Consider the following 19,435-nt stretch of genomic DNA (forward strand, 5'->3'; position numbering starts at 1 on the left):
TTAACGCGAAGTCCGCGAAGCTTTTCTTTTAGTACTATACTTTTTTAGTTCGCAAAGGCGTTTTATTTAGAAAAGCTCACGAAGATTTAATTATCGCAAATATTATAATATCCGTATTTTTTCTCCTTAAATATTTTATTAATTTTGCTCTATGGATTTAAGAGATCAACTGAAAAACCTTTTTCCTGACCATGAAGAGCAGGATTTTACGATGCCTGAAGAACAATTCAAGCAGAAAGAACCTTTGGTATGCAAATTTGAGAAAAAAGGAAGGAACGGTAAGCCCGTAACTATTGTTGAAGGCTGGGAAGGCAGTGAGGAAGACCTTAAGAAAATCTCAAAAAAAATAAAAACCACCTTAGGAATAGGCGGTTCTGAAAAGGATGGAACGATCATTATTCAAGGGGATAATCGCGATAAAATAATGAATATCCTTAAAGAAATGGGGTATAAAACCAAAAGAGTTGGCGGATAGTTTTTACTTTTACCACAAAAGTCACAAAAGATTTTAACACTTTAGTTATTTTAAGTTATCGTAAAACCGCAAAAAGAACACATAAGTTTTTTAAAATCTTTGATTTGATTCTTTACAACTTTTGAAATTCTAAATTTAAATATCCAATAATATTTTTTTGCATCTTTTGTGGTAAAGTAAATAAGTTTAAAAATAAATCTGCGTTTGCGGCATGAGGTTTTTTAATTTTTCAATTGTTGATTTTTCCATTGGATTACCCGTTAGTATTAATGTTTTAAGATTTTTCAGATCAGAAAATTCTTTAGGAAGGTCTTTTAAATTATTATTCGCCAGATTGATGCTGACAACATTTTTTAAACCTTTTATTTTTGGTGAAATTTCTTTGATGTTGTTCTGACTTACATTTAAAAATTCAAGATTTTTGGACTGAAACAGCTTTTCAGGAAGTTTTGTAATGGAATTCTGCTGCAATTCCAGGTATTTTATTTGTTTGGGAAATTCCAGGTTACCTAGATCATTAATCTGGTTTGCAGAAAGATTTAATGATTTTAAATTTTTAATCTGGTCTAAATCTTTCGCAATAAAGCTGATCTGGTTGCCCTGCAGGTTAATTTCCTCAAGACTTGGTATTTGAAGTAAAGCTTCGGGAAAAATATTCAGGTTATTGGCATCCAGCTGGATAACCTTTAATTTTTGAAGTTTTGCAACATTCGGATTGATGTTTGTAAGACTGTTTAAATTCATAGAAAAGCTTTCCAGATTCTGGAGCTCTGCAATTTCATCGGGAATAAATTTAATGCTGTTTTCATTTAAATTTAAAATAGATAAATCTTTTAATACAAAAATAGATTCATCCATTTTTTCAAATTTATTTCCCATCAGATTCAGAAAAAAAATTGAATTCAACCGCTGAATTTCAGGAGGAAGATTAAACATCCCTTTCTCCCTGATGCTCATGCTGTAAACGGTTTTCCCGCTTTTCAATGCTTCGTCAATATTTGTATAGGTAGGATATTTTACAGGGTCTATCTGGGCTTTGACCTGAGAAATGATGAGAATAGAAATTGCAAAAAGTAATTTTTTCATAAAACAGAAAAAGCCACCGGCAATCAGAAATCACCGGCAGCAATGTAAATATTAATAGTTTATTTTTTCAAAAGTTTTACCGTCTGCTGGAATCCTCCTTCTGCTTCGATATTTAAAACCAACACTCTTGAAGCCTCAAGCTGTTTTGTGAAATCCAAATCCAAAGCTTTGTTGGTTCCTGAATATTTCTGGGTGAAAACAATCTTCCCATCAATACTGTAAGCCGTTACAGAAATATTTTTCAATCCTTTTGGAGAATTGATCTTTACAATTCCTGATGTAGGGTTTGGAGCTACAGTAACCGTGTTTTCTATCTGAGTATCAATAGTTCCCAACGAACCGGCTGTTCCCAAATTATTTTTAAGGGCTACTACAACCGTTGCAGATTTTCCTCTGTAATCGATGGTATTTCCGGTAGCGTCAACATCGGTAGAAATTGTAGAATCCGGATGCTGGATAGAGAAGAACCCGAACTTATGATCCGGTGTGAATGTAAGACCGGTAGGCTCAGAACCAGCAGGCATTGAAGCAAATAACTTCACTTTAGGGTTTGCCTGAGTGTGATCCGGTGCAATTACCCAGATATAGTTTTTACCTCCGTCCTGAAGTACCCAAAGGTTACCAAGCTCATCAAAAGTAAGGTTGTCATTTCCATCTCCCCAAGCTTCAGTTTTTGTACCCTGAGCCGTGTCAAATGAATAGGCAGTAGTAAGGCCTCCGGCGAAAGTTTCAAGCTGAGCAACGGTAGTTCCGTTATCCTGAAGTCTGTATACTTTATTTAATCCTTTAGCTGTAAAATATACTTTCCCGTCAATAGGGCTGATTTCTACATCTTCTACTCCATTGAAAGAAGTTCCTCCAAGTGACTGAGCCAGTGATGACGTATTATTTTGGTCCGCTTTTGTTTTATTCGGAACCTGAATCCAAGTACCTGTAGTTACCACAGGATCTCCACCGCTTAATCCCTGATCAGCTTTTAAAACATACAAATTACCTGAAGAAAGGTTGTTTGGAGTATCCATTACAAATTTGTAAACCATGTTTGTACCTCCGTCTTCCCCGTAATATGCTACTGTTCCGGCACTGTTTACCACTACATTTTCATGGTTCATGATACCCATCTGCCATAATTTGCCTTTAGAGCCGTCAGCATTTTGAGAAATAACCTGAGCTGTTGCAGGATCTATTTCCACTAACCATCCGTAGTCCTTCATTCCATCAGCATTTACGTCATTTGAAGTTACAGATTCTTCGGCAGTAACGATTGTTCCCCAAGGTGTAACCCCTCCTGAACAGTTTCTAATGGTCTGAACCAGGCTCGGTGCAGAGAAGCTTACCGCTCTGGATCTTGTAAGCTGCCAAAGTTTTGTAGTTGCATTATAGTTAATTTCCGCCATCGTAACACCTCCGGGGTTTGTTTCGTGGTTTACGGAAAGATAGCCGTTGGTTGCGCTTCCCGCTTTTGGAACATATCCTGTAAAGTCATTCTGACCACCTACTAATCCTCCACCTTCTGTATAGTTGTCTCCTTCTTTTAATATTAATTGAAATTTGTGTTCTGCCGGGATAATTAATTTTCCTGTCTGGGCTGTCGGTACAATAGAAGTAAAGCAGCTGATATGTGTAGAATTACAAGAAACCGGAGTTGTAGTGGTGGTTGTTTTAAGATAAGCATCAATTCTTAAGTCGGAGCTTGAAGCACCTCTGTTATGAAGCTCGATGGAGATTCTGTTGTTTCCGTTTACAAATTTAGATTTTGGAATAGAAAAAATATTGTACACGCTTTCCGCTGCTCCATCAATAGTGGTGCTGGATAACGTATTAAAATCGATAACCCCTACCGGCATATTATCTCTTACTACTTCTTCACCATTCAGGTAAACCACGATTCCGTCGTCTCTCATCACACCCAATTCCATTGTTGCAGAAAGGTCATTCAGATTTACCGTGAAATCTTTAGCAAAATAAGCTGTTGCAAGGCCGGTAGCTGTAGTGGTAGTTACAGGATCACCGTAGCCAAGCGGCCCGTTACCCTGAGACCAGGCTGAAACATCATACGTTGTATCCTTCCATTGTGCAGCCAAAGCTGTATTGCTGTCATTATATTTCCAAGAAGAATTCTTGTTGAATATAAAAGTCTGAGCATTAAATAATGAACTCGAGATCATTGCAAGGGCTGCAACTGTAAGTAGTTTTCTTTTCATTTTAAATTTCGATTTATTAGACTCTGCAAATCTATTTTATTGCGGTGAACTCTCTATTAATAGGATTTTAAATTAATCTTTACAAATATTAATTAATCGGAAACCGAATGTTAAGGAAATTAATTTTATGTGAATTGTGAATTTTGCTTCGCAAGTGGATTTTAAAGTGAGGTCTATAATTTATTAATGAGGGTTAATTATATTATTTAGAATTAAAAATTGACAAGCAAAACGAATCGACCATTCACTATTCATTATTTACTTCTGCTGATATCCGTCAGGGAATTCACGAATAAATCCTTGTCAAGGTTTTGAACCTTGACAAGGATTTTCGCAACGATTTACCACATCAAAACCTTGACAAGTAAAGCAAATTGACCATTCACAATCACTATTTCTTGCTCACGTCCGTCAGGGAATTCAGGAAAGCGATGATCTGTTTTATTTCAGTTTTATTTAAATTTAATTTATCCGGAGGAAGCGTCTGGTTCTTCATTTTTAAGCCTAAACCTTCGCCGCCGCCTTCATTGTAGAAATCCAGAACATCTTCCAGTGTATTGAAAGCACCGTTATGAAAATAGGGTTTTGTAAGCGCAATATTTCTCACCGTAACGGTTTTGAAAGAGTTTTCGTAAATCCATGAATTTTCTTTTTTCACCGGGCTGTTGATTCTTCCTTTATCAGGATCAAGCTCCAGAGGTTTTTGGGTAATAGGCTTTGTGGTCACACCCAAAACTTCAGATTCATTTTCATTAAAAAACGGCGGAACAAGACCGGAAAAATTTGGGGCAAAATGGCATGTCGCACAGTTGGCTTTCCCCATGAATAAGTTAAATCCTTTTTTAGCATCAGATGAAATTTCTTTTTCATTCCTCATGAATTTATCAAAATCACTTTCGTAAGAATATAAAGACGCAACATAAGAGCTCAAAGCTTTAGAGAAATTTTCTTTGCTGATATCTCCGTTTTTAAAAGCTGTTTTGAAAGCTTTTTTATATTCCGGCTTGGTTTTTAATTTTTTGATAATACTTTCGTAGCTGGTATTGAATTCATCTTCATTGTAAATAACGTGTTCTGCCTGCTGTTCAAGGTAAAAAGCCCTTAAATCATAGAAAAACCTTTTTGCAAAAACCGCATTGTACAGAGACGGGGAATTTCTTAAGACTGTTTTTCCTTCAACGTTACTTTGAGATCTTGATTTTAAATCCGTGAAAGCATTTTCGGGTAAATGACAGGTGGCACAGCTCATTTTTCCGTTATCACTTAAGTTCCGGTCATAAAAAATTTCTTTTCCCAGCTTTTTTAAATCCGGGTTATCTTCATTTTGTTTGAGTAAAGTGTAAAAATAAGGATCAAGAAAATCACTGCTGAAAAAATTCTTATTGCTCACATTCCAGCCGGAAAATTCCTTCAGATCATCGCTCCTTCCATCCCAGCTTCCGAATTCTTCATACAACGGCTGAATATACTTTTTGTAGAATTCTATTCGGTCAAAGCTTTCAAAATCTGTATTTTTTGCTAAATAATTAATTCCTTCAGTTAAAATTGCATTCGCTTTCTGAATATTATAATTTTTAAAATAAGGATCGTCATTAATGTATTTTTTCATCCCTGAAAAAGCGTGGCTGGCTTCCTCGGAAATATTTAGTGATCCGGGTGTATCAAATCCCGTTACGCCAAGGCTGTACATCCTGATCAGCTCGATTCTTAGCGGTAAAGTCTTGTTATTTCCTTTGCTTAAACCGTTTTTTACCGAACTTAAATAAAAGCTTGAATAGCTGTTGTACAAAAAATCTGTAATTGTTTTGATCTCTTCTTTTTTTTCTGCTGCTTCGTCTGAAAATATAAGTTCATCCAAAACCTGCAATCCTTCAGGAGGAAGCGTGTATGCGGTAGTTCCAGCTGCTTCAATATGAAACAACGGCGCTGCATTAAGGTGTGTTTTTGTAAATTCCGGGTAATGGTAGGCAACGTAAAATTCAATTTCTTTGAATGAATTTCTAGTGTTTTTTAATGATTTTTGAAGTTTTTCAATGGTAATTTTATCCTCGGAAAATAAATATACATCAGATTTTAAGTATTCCAGATCAGCTTTAAAGTCGGCCAGCCCTTTATTCACCATCGAGTTTTCAGATTTAACACCTTTATGAACCGGATTAAAAGACATTACGGCAAAACCAATCAACAAAACAATAATAGCTAAAGGATAAAATTTCATTAAAATTTTTTGCGCAAAAGTATCAATAGCAAAACGGCTGCACGTTACTACAACTTTAAATTTGAATTAAATTATGTTTACATTTTATATCAGTTAATTTTTATTAATTTTGAATAGGTTAGAATCCTTTTAAATATACAGATTAATTCAATAAATAAAAATAATATGCTCAATAAACTTGCTGCTTCAGAATTGGTTCTGAATGAAGACGGAAGCGTTTATCACCTTAATCTTTTACCCGAAGATATCGCTGAAAAGATCATTCTTGTAGGTGATCCTGACCGTGTTGCTAAGGTTTCAAAATATTTTGATACCGTTGAAATCAAAAAAAATAAAAGAGAATTTTATACACATACAGGAACTCTGAGAGGGGAAAGAATCACGGTAATGTCCACCGGAATTGGCACGGAAAACATTGATATCGTGATGAATGAGCTTGATGCTTTGGTGAATATTGATCTTAAAAATAAAGAGTTTAAAACTGGGCATACTTCGCTTCAATTATTCAGAATGGGAACATGTGGAAGTGTAAACCCTGATGTTCAGGTGGATAATATGCTTGTAACCCAAAATGTTGTAGGACTGGACGGGCTCATGCATTTTTACCAGGATTATGCTTTTGAAAATGAGTTTTCAAAAAACTTTTTAGAAAAATTCCCTTATCCTAAAATCAAACCGATGCTTTATTTTGCAGAGTGGGCAGAAGAGCTGGGAGAATTGTATAAAGACGCGAAATATCACGGGAATACAGCAACTTTCCCGGGGTTTTATGCTCCACAAGGCAGACAGCTGCGTTTGAAAGCTTTAGATGATCAATTCCTTGAAACATTAAATGATCTTGGTGTAACCAATTTTGAAATGGAAACATCGGCTATATATGCTTTATCGAAGCTTTTAGGTCATAAAGCCATCACTGTAAATAATGTAATTGCCAACAGAAGACGCGGCGAATTTTCCGCAGACCATCATGCTTCCGAAAAAAAGCTGATTACATGGGTTTTGGATAGGATTATAAAATAAAAAAAGGATCTCAAAAACTAACTGAGATCCTTAAAGAAACTTGAAACCATTAACTTCTTAATAAATTTTTACATTTACTTTGAAGCAATTTATTGTGTTTTGCCCTCGTTTTTATATCAATTATTAAATACATTTCTTAAAATTCATTGATGGTTACATAGAAATGTGAAGAGTTTAGGCTCTCTGCATTCCCTGAAATATTTGTGAGATTGATAGTAATATTTGATGTGGATGTCATTCTCGGGTTTGAAATTGAGAACGTGGCATTTCCTGCAAAATCACCTGCCGGAGTAATTACAATGGTAGCTCTGGTAGAGTTCGGGTTCATACCGGAAGGAATAGGGATATTCATTGTTGTAGATTTTCCGCTCGCCAAATTGTTGATGGATACAGCAGGCCATACTTCAAAGCTGATCTGATTTTTGTTTATAGTTCCCTTATCTCCAAGCTTATACTGCCCGTTTACATCTAATTTCGCATTTACGTTCGGGGTACCTGTTCCTATACCCACATTGGCATTATTATCCCCTAAAACTATTGCATTATATTGTGAAGTTGAGGCATGGTAGCCAATTGCAGTAGAATTCTGTCCCGTTGCAGATGCTCCGGATCCTATTGCTGTAGAATTTTGTCCGTTCGTTAAAGAGCTGTGGCCTATTGCAGTTTCGCTGTTAGCATTTGTTTTCGAATTGTATCCTAAAGCAATCGACTGAAAGCCGGCGGCAAGAGAATTATTTCCCAAAGCAGAAGATTCATTGGCCGTTGTTTTTGCATTATACCCTACTGCTGTTGACTGAAATCCGGAAGCCGTGGAATTATTTCCTACTGCAGAAGATTCATTGGCTGTTACTTTGGCATTGTAGCCCGTTGCGATTGAACGGAATCCTGATACCTGTGACAGTTCACCTAGACTTACAGATTCATTCGCAGTAACACTCGCGTTGTTTCCTATAGAAATGCCTTGATAAGCTGTAGAAGAAGTTCCAAGTGCAATCCCGTTTTGTGAAGCATTAGCCCCTACTCCAAAACTGATTGAGTTATAAACTCCCAGTCTTCCCATTACATTAGAGTTTACTTTAAATATAAGATCATCCAATGTACTTGTCCCGATAGAAAGAGATGTATTAGCTCCTCCGTAATTTCCGATGTTAGTACCTGTTGTATTCCATCCTGAGGAATTATTTGAGTTTCCTCCTCCATTTACGCCGTTTACACTGTTTGAAGAAAGCATATTCCATTTCTGGTTATTCCAAAAATAAAATCCTGTTTCCGCAAGTCCTCCCAGTCCATTGTTCCAGACAATCAGCCCTGTGGCGGGAGACTGCACTGTAGTATTATCCGTAAGCGAACTTAAAGCGATGCTTGGAAGTAAAACTCCCTTATTTTTAGAGTTGATCTCTAGCATAGCAGAACCGTTAGGATCAGCTGTTCCTATCCCCACCTGTGCGGATGTAAAGTTAAAAGTAATTAACAATAAGAGTAAAAATACTTTCTGAAGTTTTGATTTGTTTTGCATTTTCTGGTTATTAAGTTTCTTTGTTTTTCTTCTACAAATATAATAATTTTTAATAAAAGTGGACTTTTTTTGAATATTTTTCAAAATTAACACTTGTTGGTGAATAACATGCCTTTTAATCACTGTTTAATGAATGTTGTGGTAGAATTAATTCTATGTTAAAATGAGGCTACGGATAGTTTAAACACGGTTTTTAATTCTTTTTATAGTGGATTAATTTTATAAAATTTATAGAAAAAATCACATTTAACTGAATAAAAAACAATTTATCACCAATTGTTGAATGGAAATACCACATGATTGTTGTCATATTTTTTCAAAACATGGTCGTAAAATGCTCTTTTTGATGAAATTACAGAGAGCTTTTAATAATAATTCACATTCTTATATGTTATATTTTTCTAGTTATATGCTTAAAAAAAAACTGAAGGAAAAACATTATGAAAAGTTTAACAGTAGCATCATGTTTTTAGGAATAGTTATTGTTTAATCTACAACAACACAACAAAATTTTAATATTATGAACAATTCAGAATACAACAAAGCAGAAAATGCAGTAAACAATACGGAAAACTCCTTAAAAAATGCTGCAAACAATGCAAAGTGGAAAGTAGAAGAACTTGCTGACAGAGCAAAAGAGTATATTAATGAAAAAAGAGCCAATGATGAGGAAGCTCAGCAGGAAGACTGGTTCGACAGGGTGAAAAACAATGTTTCAGATGCATGGGAAGATGTAAAAGATAAAGCCAATGATGCATGGGAAAAAACTAAGGATGCAGCTGAGGATGTAAAAGCGGAATGGAACAAAAAAACGAACTAAAAATTTCAGTCATATAAATATTTTCAAGAAAAACGGAGTCTTTTTATTAAGGGCTCCGTTTTTTATGATGTTCTAAACACAAATTATTGCTACATTTGTAGTTATTAATAAACATTAAAAAATATGTCATACGGTTTACTTAAAGGCAAAAAGGGAATTATTTTTGGAGCCCTTAATGAACAATCAATCGCATGGAAAGTTGCTGAAAGATGTCATGAAGAAGGTGCTGAATTTATCTTGTCGAACGCTCCTATCGCAATGAGAATGGGAGAGCTTAATTCTTTGGCAGAAAAAACAGGTTCTGATGTAGTAGGTGCAGATGCTACCTCTATTGAAGATCTTGAAAAACTTTTTGACGCAGCAGTTGCAAAATTTGGTAAAATCGATTTTATCCTGCACTCTATCGGGATGTCCGTAAATGTAAGAAAAGGTAAACATTATACAGAAATGAATTACGATTGGTTAGAAAAGGGCTGGGATGTGTCCGCTGTTTCTTTCCACAAAGTAATGCGTGTGGCCTGGGAAAAAGATTGTATGAATGAATGGGGAAGCATTTTGGCGCTTTCTTATATCGCAGCTCAGAGAACCTTCCCGGATTATAATGATATGTCTGACAATAAAGCGTATCTGGAAAGTATCGCAAGAACTTTCGGAAACTATTGGGGCGAAAGAAAAGTACGTGTAAATACGGTTTCCCAGTCTCCTACTCCTACTACTGCGGGAAGCGGCGTGAAAGGTTTCGGAGGTTTCCTTGGATACGCGGAAGATATGTCTCCGCTGGGGAATGCCACTGCACTTGAATGTGCCAACTATTGTGTAACGCTTTTCTCCGATCTTACAAGAAAAGTAACCATGCAGAATCTTTTCCATGACGGAGGATTCAGCAGTACTGGGGTTACCCAAAAGGTGATCAGCAAGTATGATACTGAAAACTAGAATTCATTAATTCAAAATATAAAACCGAAGCATTTTGTTTCGGTTTTTTTGCTTTAATGTTTTAAAGAAATCCGCGGCACCTTTGGTGCCGCGGATCCTTAAAAAATAATGTTAATATGAAGTTTATAAAATTACAGTCTGTATAGAATGCGCGGGTGCAGATAATTTTGCTGACATTCCTTCAATCCAGAGGTTTGTATCGATGTCGTTATCAGAATCATTCATTATTACCGTTACCAGCTGTCCGTTTTCATTCATAAAAGTAGTGGAAGTCAAAGCGGCCCTGTTGGATGATGTTCCTATGCGCTGAGCATTAGGTTTAATGAACTTTGAAACATGTCCTACATAATAATACTCATAAGTATAATGAACTTCACCGGTTTTTGTATCTGCAATAATGGGTGCAAAACAGAAATTTCCCACGTGATTCGGGCCGCCGGTTTCATCCAGAAGAACGTTCCAGTCTGTCCATAAAGCAGTTCCTTTGTTGAAATCATTCAGCATATTTCTACCGTACAGTTCACCCAGCTTTACATCGTAAATTTTTGACATGTCAAACTGTTCCTTACAACCTTCCGTAAATGCAAGAAACTTATCAGGAAAAGCCCTTTGCGTTTCTGCAAGATTATCGAAAAGCTGCGTTTTGTTGTTCCAGGTTTCGTACCAGTGATAGCCGATTCCGGAAGCGTATTTTGAAGTTTCGGGATCGCTTAATGTGGTTGTAGCTCTTTGATAAATTAAATCTCTGTTATGATCCCAGATCATTACTTTTTTATTTTTGAAACCATTTTTCCAAAGTGTAGGTCCCAAATTATTTTTAAGGAATTCGCCTTCTTCTTCAGCGGTATAAATACAGGATTCCCAGGTTTGTGTTGCCATCGGCTCGTTCTGAACCGTCAGTCCCCAAACATTAATTCCCCTTTTTTCATATTCTTTGATGAATTTAATATAATAATCTGCCCATGTCTGATAGAAAGCATTTTCCAGCCTTCCGCCTTTCAGCATGTTTTTGTTAGATTTCATCCATGCCGGCGGGCTCCAAGGAGAAAAATAAAATGTAAAATCATTTCCGATTGCCTTTTGAGCTTCTTTAATCATCGGGATTTTATACTTTTCATCATGAGAAACATTAAATGATTTCAATGAAGTATCATTATCCTGAACATACGTATAAGAATCGCTTGAGAAGTCACACGAGTTCATATTGGTACGGACAACAGTATATCCGAGTCCGTTTTTTCCATAATACGCTTCTATGATTTCTTTCTGCTTATTTTTTGGAAGCTTATAAAAGGTTTCCGCAGACGCGTCTGTAATAGCACCCCCGATTCCTATTAATTTCTGGTATTTAAAATCCGGATCTACAAAAATGCAGGCATCCGTTTCCTTTGGCTGAGCCATTTTTTCAAATTTTACAGATCCTTTGTCTGCCATTTTTTCATTGGTTTTAGAATGGGTAAGAAAAACTTTTGCTGTTTTTCCTGCGTTCTTTTTCCAATAATTTTGTGCATTTGCATTGAAAGCCATTCCGACTACAAAACAACTTACGACTAATTTCTTCATTTCTTTCTTCTTTCTATATTAAACCACCCCGTCAAAAATTCTTCGAATTTTCGCCTCCCTCCAAAGGAGAGGAATTTCACAACGGCGTTATTTTTTCTGATAAACTCTTACGTAATCTATATAATATTTTTGTGGGAAAATAGTATCATCAATACCTTCTTTACCTCCCCAGAAACCGCCTATTGCAAGATTTAAAATGATAAAATAAGGGCGGTTAAAAGGCCATGCTTCATTGGTCTTTTCTTTATTTTCATAAGTGAAAAATTTTTGATCATCTATATAAACATCAATTTTTTCCGGTGTCCAGTCTGCTTTATAAACATGGAACTTTTCGCTTGCATCTTTTACAAACATGGTATCCGTTTTCTGAGATCCGATGATATGGTTGTATTTTTTTGTATGAACCGATGCATGAATATATCCCTGATTAAAACCAACGTGTTCCATAATATCCAGCTCACCGTCATCCGGCCATTTCTTCATATTTTCGCTCATCATCCAGATAGCAGGCCATGTTCCCCGGCCTTTCGGAAGTTTTGCCCTTACTTCAACCGTTCCATACTGGAAGGCAAATTTTCCTTTGGTTAAAAGTCTTGCGGAAGTGTATTTGCTTTTTTCCCAGTTCTCTTTTCTGGCTTCGATCACAAGATTTCCATTTTCAGCTCGTGCATTTTCAGGACGGTTTTTGGTGTAGAACTGCGCCTCTTCATTTCCAAATCCATGACCACCAATATCATAGTTCCATTTGGATGAATCCGGTAATCCTTTATAATTAAATTCATCGTTCCATATCAATTTTCTGCTCGAATCGGACTTGTTTGAAGCACAGTTTAATGATGAAAAAACGAAAGTTCCTCCGATGATTAAATGAAATATATGTTGACGTTTTATTTTCAAAGTGTACAGCTTTAGTTTTATATTTTAACGCAAGGATTTATTTAATTAAACAAATATTTAAGTAAGCAAAGGGTTGCGACAAGTCGCTTATGAAGGATTATGATAAACGTTTGCTTCATCAAATCAACTTTGTTGATTATTCTTTGCCTCCTTAAAATCAACGGTTCTTAATCTAATCTTTGCGTTAAAAATTTTAGATTAATATTATTTCCAAAGTTTGTCATTCCGAGGAACGAGAAATCTCAACATTATTTTTTAGAGATTCTTCAATACGCTTCGCTTCTTTCAGAATGACAAACGTTATATTTTATCATCCTTTTAGAAAATGTAATGTCTTCTACCGCCAAAAGCGGGTTTTATCCCGCTCTCAGTTTCTACAAACTAATATTTATTTTGACCAATTAATTCTCTTTGTCTGAACATGCTGTGAATCGGTTCCAACCATAATATCGAATTCCCCGGCTTCCCAATCATAATTCAGTTCGTCATCATAAAACTTCAGATTTTCTGGAGTTAAAGTGAAGTTGACCGTTTTACTTTCTCCTTTTTTAATGAAAACTTTCTGGAATCCTTTCAATTCCTTTACAGGTCTTACCACTTTTCCTACCAAATCCCTTATGTACAGCTGCACCACTTCTTCTCCGTCATAATTTCCGGTATTGGAAACATTCACACTTACATTTAAAGTCTGATTTCCTTTAAGATTTGTCGTGCTTAAACTCATATCAGAATATGTAAACTGAGTGTAGCTTAAACCAAAACCAAACGGAAATTTCGGATCATTATCAAGGTCGATGTAAGCTGAAACATAATTTCTGTCGGTATTGTTTTTTGCTGGCCTTCCTGTGTTGTAGTAATTGTAATAAACAGGAATTTGTCCTTCCGTTCTTGGAAAAGTCATTGGCAGTTTTCCACCCGGATTTACCGTTCCGAAAAGAACATCCGCGATAGAATTTCCCGCTTCTGTTCCCAGCCACCAGGTGTACATGATTGCCGGAATATTGTCTGCAGCCCAGTCGAAAACTAAAGGTCTTCCTGCGTTGATCATCAATACAATCGGCTTTCCTGTCTTTGCAATTTCCTTTAACAAATCTTCCTGAACGCCTGAAAAATGGATGTTGCTTCTGCTTTTCGCCTCACCGCTCATCGCGTGGCCTTCTCCTAAGGTCATGATGACAACATGTGCTTTTTTCGCTGTTTCCACCGCTTCTGCAAACATAGATTTGTCCTGATCATCAACGTTGGCTCCTTTTGCATATAATAATGTTGAATTTTTATCCAGTTGATTTTTAATTCCGTCAAACTGAGTTACAATTCTTTGATTATCATCTTTGAAAGCAATAGACCAGAATCCGTGATTAGCAGAAGTTTCTTTTCCGAAAGGCCCGATTAAAGCAACTGTTTTCGTGGATTTTGAAAGCGGAAGAATATTTCCCTGATTTTTAAGCAGAACAATACTTTTCGAACCAAATTCTCTCCCGAATTTTCTGTGTTCCTGGTTATTCAGCTGTTCTTTCTGTCTTTTTTGGCTGCTGAATCTGTAAGGATCATCAAATAACCCCATTTCGAATTTTTTAACTAAAATTCTTCTTGCGGCATCATCAATTAGTTTAGGATCAACCTTTCCTTCCTGAACTAATTTAGGAAGTTCAGCCATGTAAGCACGGCTTTCCATATCCATATCACTGCCTGCATTGATTGCCTTTTCTGCAGCTTCCTTATTGTCTTTGGCATATCCGTGAGGAACCATTTCGCCGATACTTCCCCAGTCAGAAACCACAAAGCCCTGATAGTTCCATTTACCTTTTAATAAATCTCTTAAAATATATTTGTTGCCCGTTGCCGGAATCCCATTGATATCATTAAAAGAGTTCATGAAAGTGGCTACACCGGCTTCCGCAGCCGCTTTGAATGGTGGAAGATACGTTTCGTTTAATTGTCTTAAACTCATGTCAACGGAGTTGTAATCTCTTCCGCCAACTGCCGCTCCATACGCTGCAAAATGTTTTGCACAAGCCATAATCGCGTCAAGATTTCCTAAGCCTTTCCCTTGAAAGCCCCTGATTCTTGCCAAACCAATCTGAGTTCCCAGATAAGTATCTTCACCGGAACCTTCCATCACCCTTCCCCATCTTGGATCTCTGGCGATGTCGACCATCGGCGCAAAAGTCCAGTGAATCCCATACGCTGAAGCTTCTGTAGCTGCAATTCTTTCTGATTTTTCAATTAACTTTAAATCCCAGCTTGCGGCCTGGCCTAAATTCACTGGAAATGTAGTCCTGTACCCATGAATCACATCCTGCCCGAATAATAAAGGTATTCTAAGCCTTGATTTTAAAGCTAATTCCTGAAATTTTCTGGTTTCTTCTGCCCCGGCTACATTGAGCATGGAGCCTACTTTGCCTTGTTTTATTTCATTTAAAACAGTTGCAGAATTGGAATTCTGAGGACCTGTTGCATACTCAAACCCTGAATACTGAACAAGCTGCCCTACTTTTTCTTCTAGCGTCATTTTCGACAACAACTCAGAAACTTTCTGATCAATTGTCTTTTGCCCAAAAGCATTCATCCCAAATGCTGTAATTGCCAATAAGAAATAAACTCTCTTCATTTTAATTATAATTTTAATTATCTGTCGTTTGTAATTTATTTTAACGCAAAGTCCGCTAAGATTTTTTACTATTGACCGCTTTCAAGGCTCGCAAAGGTGTTTCAATTAACAAAGAACACCAAGTTTTTTAATTATTATAAATATCAGATAATCATAATAACTTAAAAAACATAAGTCGCTGTGGAGCTTCCCGGAATGGTTACAGGAGCTGATTTTTGATTATATTTAATATTAAACGCCTTATCGGTGGGGTTGCTGTTCTGAACAATCAAAACAGTTTTTCCTGCCGGAGTTTTAAAGGCTACCGTAGAAAGGTTTCCGCCTTGCGTAGAAGCGATTCTCTGAGAGTTTACCGGAACAAATTTCGAAGCATGGGCAATGATATAATAAGCTACATTTTTTTCGTAAGCTGTTGCATTATTCACTGTGACAGCACCTTTACATTGAGTGCAGCCGCCCGGTGTATGCGGTCCGAAAGAAGCATTATTCGCCACATTCCATTCCAATGCATTTCTACTCCAGTTTCTCATAGACCCAATAATAACGTTTTTAACATGCCAATCCAAATCTCCGGAAAAATTTCCTGTAGAACTGGTCCATTGTTCTGTAAAATAGACGTTTTTATTAGGGAATAAATTATGAACTGTACTTAACGCCGAAATATCACCGGCATATAAATGGAAAGCAGATCCGTCAACAAAAGGATTCGCTGCTGTATCATTTAAAACAGCCAAAGGGTAAGCCGGATTGTCACAATTGTGATCGTATGCTATAATTTTAGTGGTGATATTTGCAGCCTGAAAAGCCGGCCCGAGATTATTTTTAATAAAAGCAGCCTGATCACCTGCTGACATATACATACTTGGATTATTTCCGGGATGTAATGGTTCATTTTGAGGCGTGATGGCATCGATTTTAATTCCCTGAGCCTGCATAGCCTGAATATATTTTACAAAATATTGAGCATAGGTTCCGTAAAATTCAGATTTTAAGCTGCCTCCGATGCTGTTTCCGTTATCCTTCATCCAAACGGGCGGTGACCATGGTGTTGCTAAAATTTTAATATTTGGATTGATTACAAGAATATCTTTTAGCATTTGTATTAATGCCTGATCTTTAGTTAAGCTAAATTGGGCTAACGTAGGATCCGTCTGTCCGGCTGGCATGTCGTCGTAGGAAAACACTTCACTGTTGAGATCAGAAGCACCAATACTGATTCTAAGGTAACTTACCCCGATTCCTGAACTGCTGAACATATCATTCAACAATTCCTGCTTTTTTGTAGCATTAAGCTGATTGATTACTTCCACACTTCCTCCTGTAAGGGTATATCCAAACCCGTCAATGGTCTGAAAAACCTGCGATGGATGTATTTCAATATTAAGGTTGCTGTTAGCCGCTGTTGTGAAATTAATAGTGCCTTGCTGCTGAAGTTTCACGGACTGGTCTCCCTTCGTTAACCACACCTGTACGGGATCTCCCGTTACCACGTTCCCATTTCCGGGATTTTCGTTATTTGAGATATCTGAAGATGTACTGCTGCAGTTAAAAAAAGAAAGAAGCGCTACACCGCAAAGTGCAGCACTTCTAAGTACGAAACTATATGAATATTGTGAGTTCATATCAATTTAATTGTATTGGATTAAGTGGTCTTTCTGAATTCAACTTTATCTACGCTCAATCCTGTTACCTTATCTCCTCCGCATTTAATTACCAGATAAACTGTTCCTGTAGAGGTTGCAGTATAAATTCCTGCATTTTTACCACTATTGCATCCTATAGCAGAAACTTTTCCTCCGAATGCACTTTTACCGCAACCATCCCATGTATTAATATTTCTGTAAACAGTTCCACTAATATCATTTCCAGGTGCTGGCAAACTGTTTACGACATAAACTTCAAACCATGTATTTTCTAAAGCTGTTCCTGAAGAAGCTACCATATCTATGGAATATTTTTGTCCTGCAACTACATTTACAGCTTGATAAAAAGCTTGCTGATTACCTTCTGAAGCCACAATTGTTGCTTTACCATTAATTACCCATTGAGCTTTGGTAGGACTGATGGGATGAATGGTCCATTTTGCAACTTCTTCAGGAGTATCAAATCTTCCGCCTTGAATAATATTTCCCGCCACCGGATCTGAAGTTGGAACAACAATAGTAGTACTAGCTGTACCTCCAATTTGCCCCCCAATGCCTACGGCATTTCGTTGAACAACGTATGTTCCTGCATCGGGAAGAAAAATGTCCATTTCATTTTTTCCATTGATAAAACCATCGTAATCTACATTCCATTGAGAATTGATAAAATTAACATAATTATCATTAACCGCTTTTAAGTGATAATGATTTTCACTTGTTTTAGTTACCGTAAAAGATGCATCAACTGAAGGCTGTGTAAGACCGTTTCCATCACCATCTACGCTATCTGGTGTACAGCTTGCCAAGAAAAAAACTGATGAGGCTAATAAAAGGTTTTTATTTATGTATTTAGTTATCATGTTTTTTGTATTTTATTAATATCCAGGGTTTTGTTTAAGTATTGTTCCTGTAAGTTCCGTAAGAGGTATCGGCATAATTTCATTTTTACCTGCTACAAATCCTTTAGAAGCCAATTTTGTAGGAGCTTCTCCCCATCTTACAAGATCAAAAAACCGATGTCCTTCACCTGCAAGTTCTCTTCTTCTCTCGTCTTTAATTGCCTGCATAGAAACAGGAACTGAAGCTAAACCAACTCTTGCCCTTACCGCATCTAACAAAGCCTGTGCTCTTGCACCTGTACCATTTAGAGCTTCCGCCTCCATTAAATAGGTATCTGCTAATCTTATCACCATATAATTTTGACGATAATTAAGCTCGGTAACTCCTAAAGTTGATTTTTTGTCTGAAGTAGGCATGAATTTATTAAGAAAATAACCTGTATCCTTGTAAGCTGGTGCATAATCTGCTTTATTCTGCGCTTTTAATGTGTTCATATTTAAAACAGTAGAATTCACACGAGGGTCATTTTGCATAAAGTTGAATAAATCTACTGTAATCGTATTAAAAGCCCAACCGGAAACGACGTCAGGTGCGTTATCTGCAGGAATTGGTTGAGGAACTCTTGTATAAGATCTAGGTGCTGTCATTACACAAATAGAATTTCCTTCATCTTTCCCTTGTCCCCAAAAGCCCCAATCAGATTTTCCCTGGTCACTATGGGATGCTTCAATAATAGATTCTGATGTAAACTCATAAGGATCTGCAGTTCCACCTAATGCTACTCCTGCTTTCCAAAGATCATCATAATTTGTCAACAGTTTATATCCATACTGGCTTGTTCCGCCAGGAGTTCCGTTTACATCTGCAAATTGTGCAGCAGCTTCTGCTTTTTTATTTTGATATAAATATACTTTACCTAAAAGAGCTTTTGCTGCACCTTGTGTTAATCTACCTTTTTGTTCTCCACTTACCGTCATCGGAAGATTTGGCAAAGCTTCGTTTAGATCTTTTTCTATTTGAGCATAAACTTGTGCAGGTGCAACTTGCGGAATATTATAAAAATCATCTGTCGCTTCAAAAGGTTTTAAAATAAGAGGAATATTTCCGAAAACCCTCAGCAAATCAAAATAATACATCGCCCTAAGAGTTTTTGCCTCTGCAATGAAGCGCTGCTTTAAAGTTTCATCCATCGATGCGTTAGGAGCATTTAGAATAAGAGCATTCGCTCTTGCAATACCTTGATAGTAATCTCTCCAGTAGCTTGCAGGCATTGTAGTCGGATTAATTTGAAAACTTGATGCCCCTTGAATACCCGCTCCGTCTGTAGCACTACCACCTCCTGCATAGAAATCATCTGAAGCTGCATTGAAAAAAGTTACCATATTTTCAAACCCTCCTGCATATTTTCTCATAACGTCATACGTACCCACAAGACCAAAAAAACATTCTTGTTCATTTCTGAAAAAGTTATCTCCGGCAAATGCTCCTTTGTATTCTTTTTCTTCTAAAGTGTCGTTATTACATGCTACATTAAGAGTCGACACACTCACTAAAAATGAAGCTGCTATTGATATTTTTAAAATTTTATTTTTCATTGTAGTAAAAA

Annotated in this window: 14 protein-coding genes; 4 read left to right on the plus strand and 10 right to left on the minus strand. The window is 36.7% G+C overall.

Annotated features, from left to right (window positions below; all coding sequences use genetic code 11):
• The first annotated feature begins 151 nt into the window (after window positions 1-151).
• A complete protein-coding gene (locus tag H560_RS0107620) occupies window positions 152-475 on the plus strand; it encodes a translation initiation factor (protein WP_027379486.1) in 324 nt (107 codons plus the stop codon).
• A 186-nt stretch (window positions 476-661) separates the two neighbouring features.
• Here H560_RS0107620 and H560_RS0107625 read toward each other — a convergent pair whose 3' ends face one another.
• From H560_RS0107625 to H560_RS0107635, 3 genes are all read right to left on the minus strand, one after another.
• Window positions 662-1,561, minus strand: a complete 900-nt coding sequence (locus tag H560_RS0107625) for a leucine-rich repeat domain-containing protein (protein WP_027379487.1) — start codon at window positions 1,559-1,561, stop codon at window positions 662-664.
• Window positions 1,562-1,620: 59 nt separating this feature from the next.
• Window positions 1,621-3,765 (minus strand): alkaline phosphatase PhoX, encoded by a 2,145-nt coding sequence (locus tag H560_RS0107630; RefSeq protein ID WP_027379488.1) that lies wholly within the window; start codon window positions 3,763-3,765, stop codon window positions 1,621-1,623.
• Between the two features lie 391 nt (window positions 3,766-4,156).
• A complete protein-coding gene (locus H560_RS0107635) occupies window positions 4,157-5,983 on the minus strand; it encodes a cytochrome-c peroxidase (protein ID WP_027379489.1) in 1,827 nt (608 codons plus the stop codon).
• A 165-nt stretch (window positions 5,984-6,148) separates the two neighbouring features.
• Between H560_RS0107635 and H560_RS0107640 the strand changes: the two genes are divergently transcribed.
• On the plus strand, window positions 6,149-7,003 hold the full coding sequence (locus H560_RS0107640) for a nucleoside phosphorylase (RefSeq protein ID WP_027379490.1): 855 nt from the start codon (window positions 6,149-6,151) through the stop codon (window positions 7,001-7,003).
• Window positions 7,004-7,139: 136 nt separating this feature from the next.
• Here H560_RS0107640 and H560_RS0107645 read toward each other — a convergent pair whose 3' ends face one another.
• Window positions 7,140-8,519, minus strand: a complete 1,380-nt coding sequence (locus H560_RS0107645; protein ID WP_027379491.1) for a hypothetical protein — start codon at window positions 8,517-8,519, stop codon at window positions 7,140-7,142.
• Window positions 8,520-9,039: 520 nt separating this feature from the next.
• Between H560_RS0107645 and H560_RS0107655 the strand changes: the two genes are divergently transcribed.
• Complete coding sequence (locus tag H560_RS0107655; RefSeq protein WP_027379492.1) at window positions 9,040-9,339, plus strand: hypothetical protein; 300 nt, start codon at window positions 9,040-9,042, stop codon at window positions 9,337-9,339.
• Window positions 9,340-9,462: 123 nt separating this feature from the next.
• The gene (locus tag H560_RS0107660) at window positions 9,463-10,275 is read left to right on the plus strand and encodes an enoyl-ACP reductase FabI (protein ID WP_027379493.1); all 813 of its coding nucleotides are present in this window, start codon (window positions 9,463-9,465) and stop codon (window positions 10,273-10,275) included.
• A 123-nt stretch (window positions 10,276-10,398) separates the two neighbouring features.
• Here the strand turns inward: H560_RS0107660 and H560_RS0107665 are convergent, their stop codons facing one another.
• The 6 genes from H560_RS0107665 to H560_RS0107690 form a co-directional block, all read right to left on the minus strand.
• On the minus strand, window positions 10,399-11,838 hold the full coding sequence (locus H560_RS0107665) for a glycoside hydrolase family 30 protein (protein ID WP_027379494.1): 1,440 nt from the start codon (window positions 11,836-11,838) through the stop codon (window positions 10,399-10,401).
• Window positions 11,839-11,925: 87 nt separating this feature from the next.
• Window positions 11,926-12,735 carry a glycoside hydrolase family 16 protein gene (locus tag H560_RS0107670; RefSeq protein WP_027379495.1) on the minus strand — a complete coding sequence of 270 codons (810 nt, stop codon included), beginning with the start codon at window positions 12,733-12,735 and terminating at the stop codon, window positions 11,926-11,928.
• Window positions 12,736-13,123: 388 nt separating this feature from the next.
• Window positions 13,124-15,346, minus strand: a complete 2,223-nt coding sequence (locus H560_RS0107675; protein ID WP_027379496.1) for a glycoside hydrolase family 3 N-terminal domain-containing protein — start codon at window positions 15,344-15,346, stop codon at window positions 13,124-13,126.
• 161 nt (window positions 15,347-15,507) lie between these two features.
• Complete coding sequence (locus tag H560_RS0107680; protein WP_027379497.1) at window positions 15,508-16,968, minus strand: glycoside hydrolase family 30 protein; 1,461 nt, start codon at window positions 16,966-16,968, stop codon at window positions 15,508-15,510.
• Window positions 16,969-16,988: 20 nt separating this feature from the next.
• Complete coding sequence (locus H560_RS0107685) at window positions 16,989-17,849, minus strand: hypothetical protein (RefSeq protein ID WP_027379498.1); 861 nt, start codon at window positions 17,847-17,849, stop codon at window positions 16,989-16,991.
• 15 nt (window positions 17,850-17,864) lie between these two features.
• The gene (locus H560_RS0107690) at window positions 17,865-19,424 is read right to left on the minus strand and encodes a RagB/SusD family nutrient uptake outer membrane protein (protein WP_027379499.1); all 1,560 of its coding nucleotides are present in this window, start codon (window positions 19,422-19,424) and stop codon (window positions 17,865-17,867) included.
• Window positions 19,425-19,435: the final 11 nt, after the last annotated feature.

Source organism: Chryseobacterium daeguense DSM 19388, from assembly GCF_000430825.1.
In the GTDB taxonomy this organism is placed as follows: domain Bacteria; phylum Bacteroidota; class Bacteroidia; order Flavobacteriales; family Weeksellaceae; genus Chryseobacterium; species Chryseobacterium daeguense.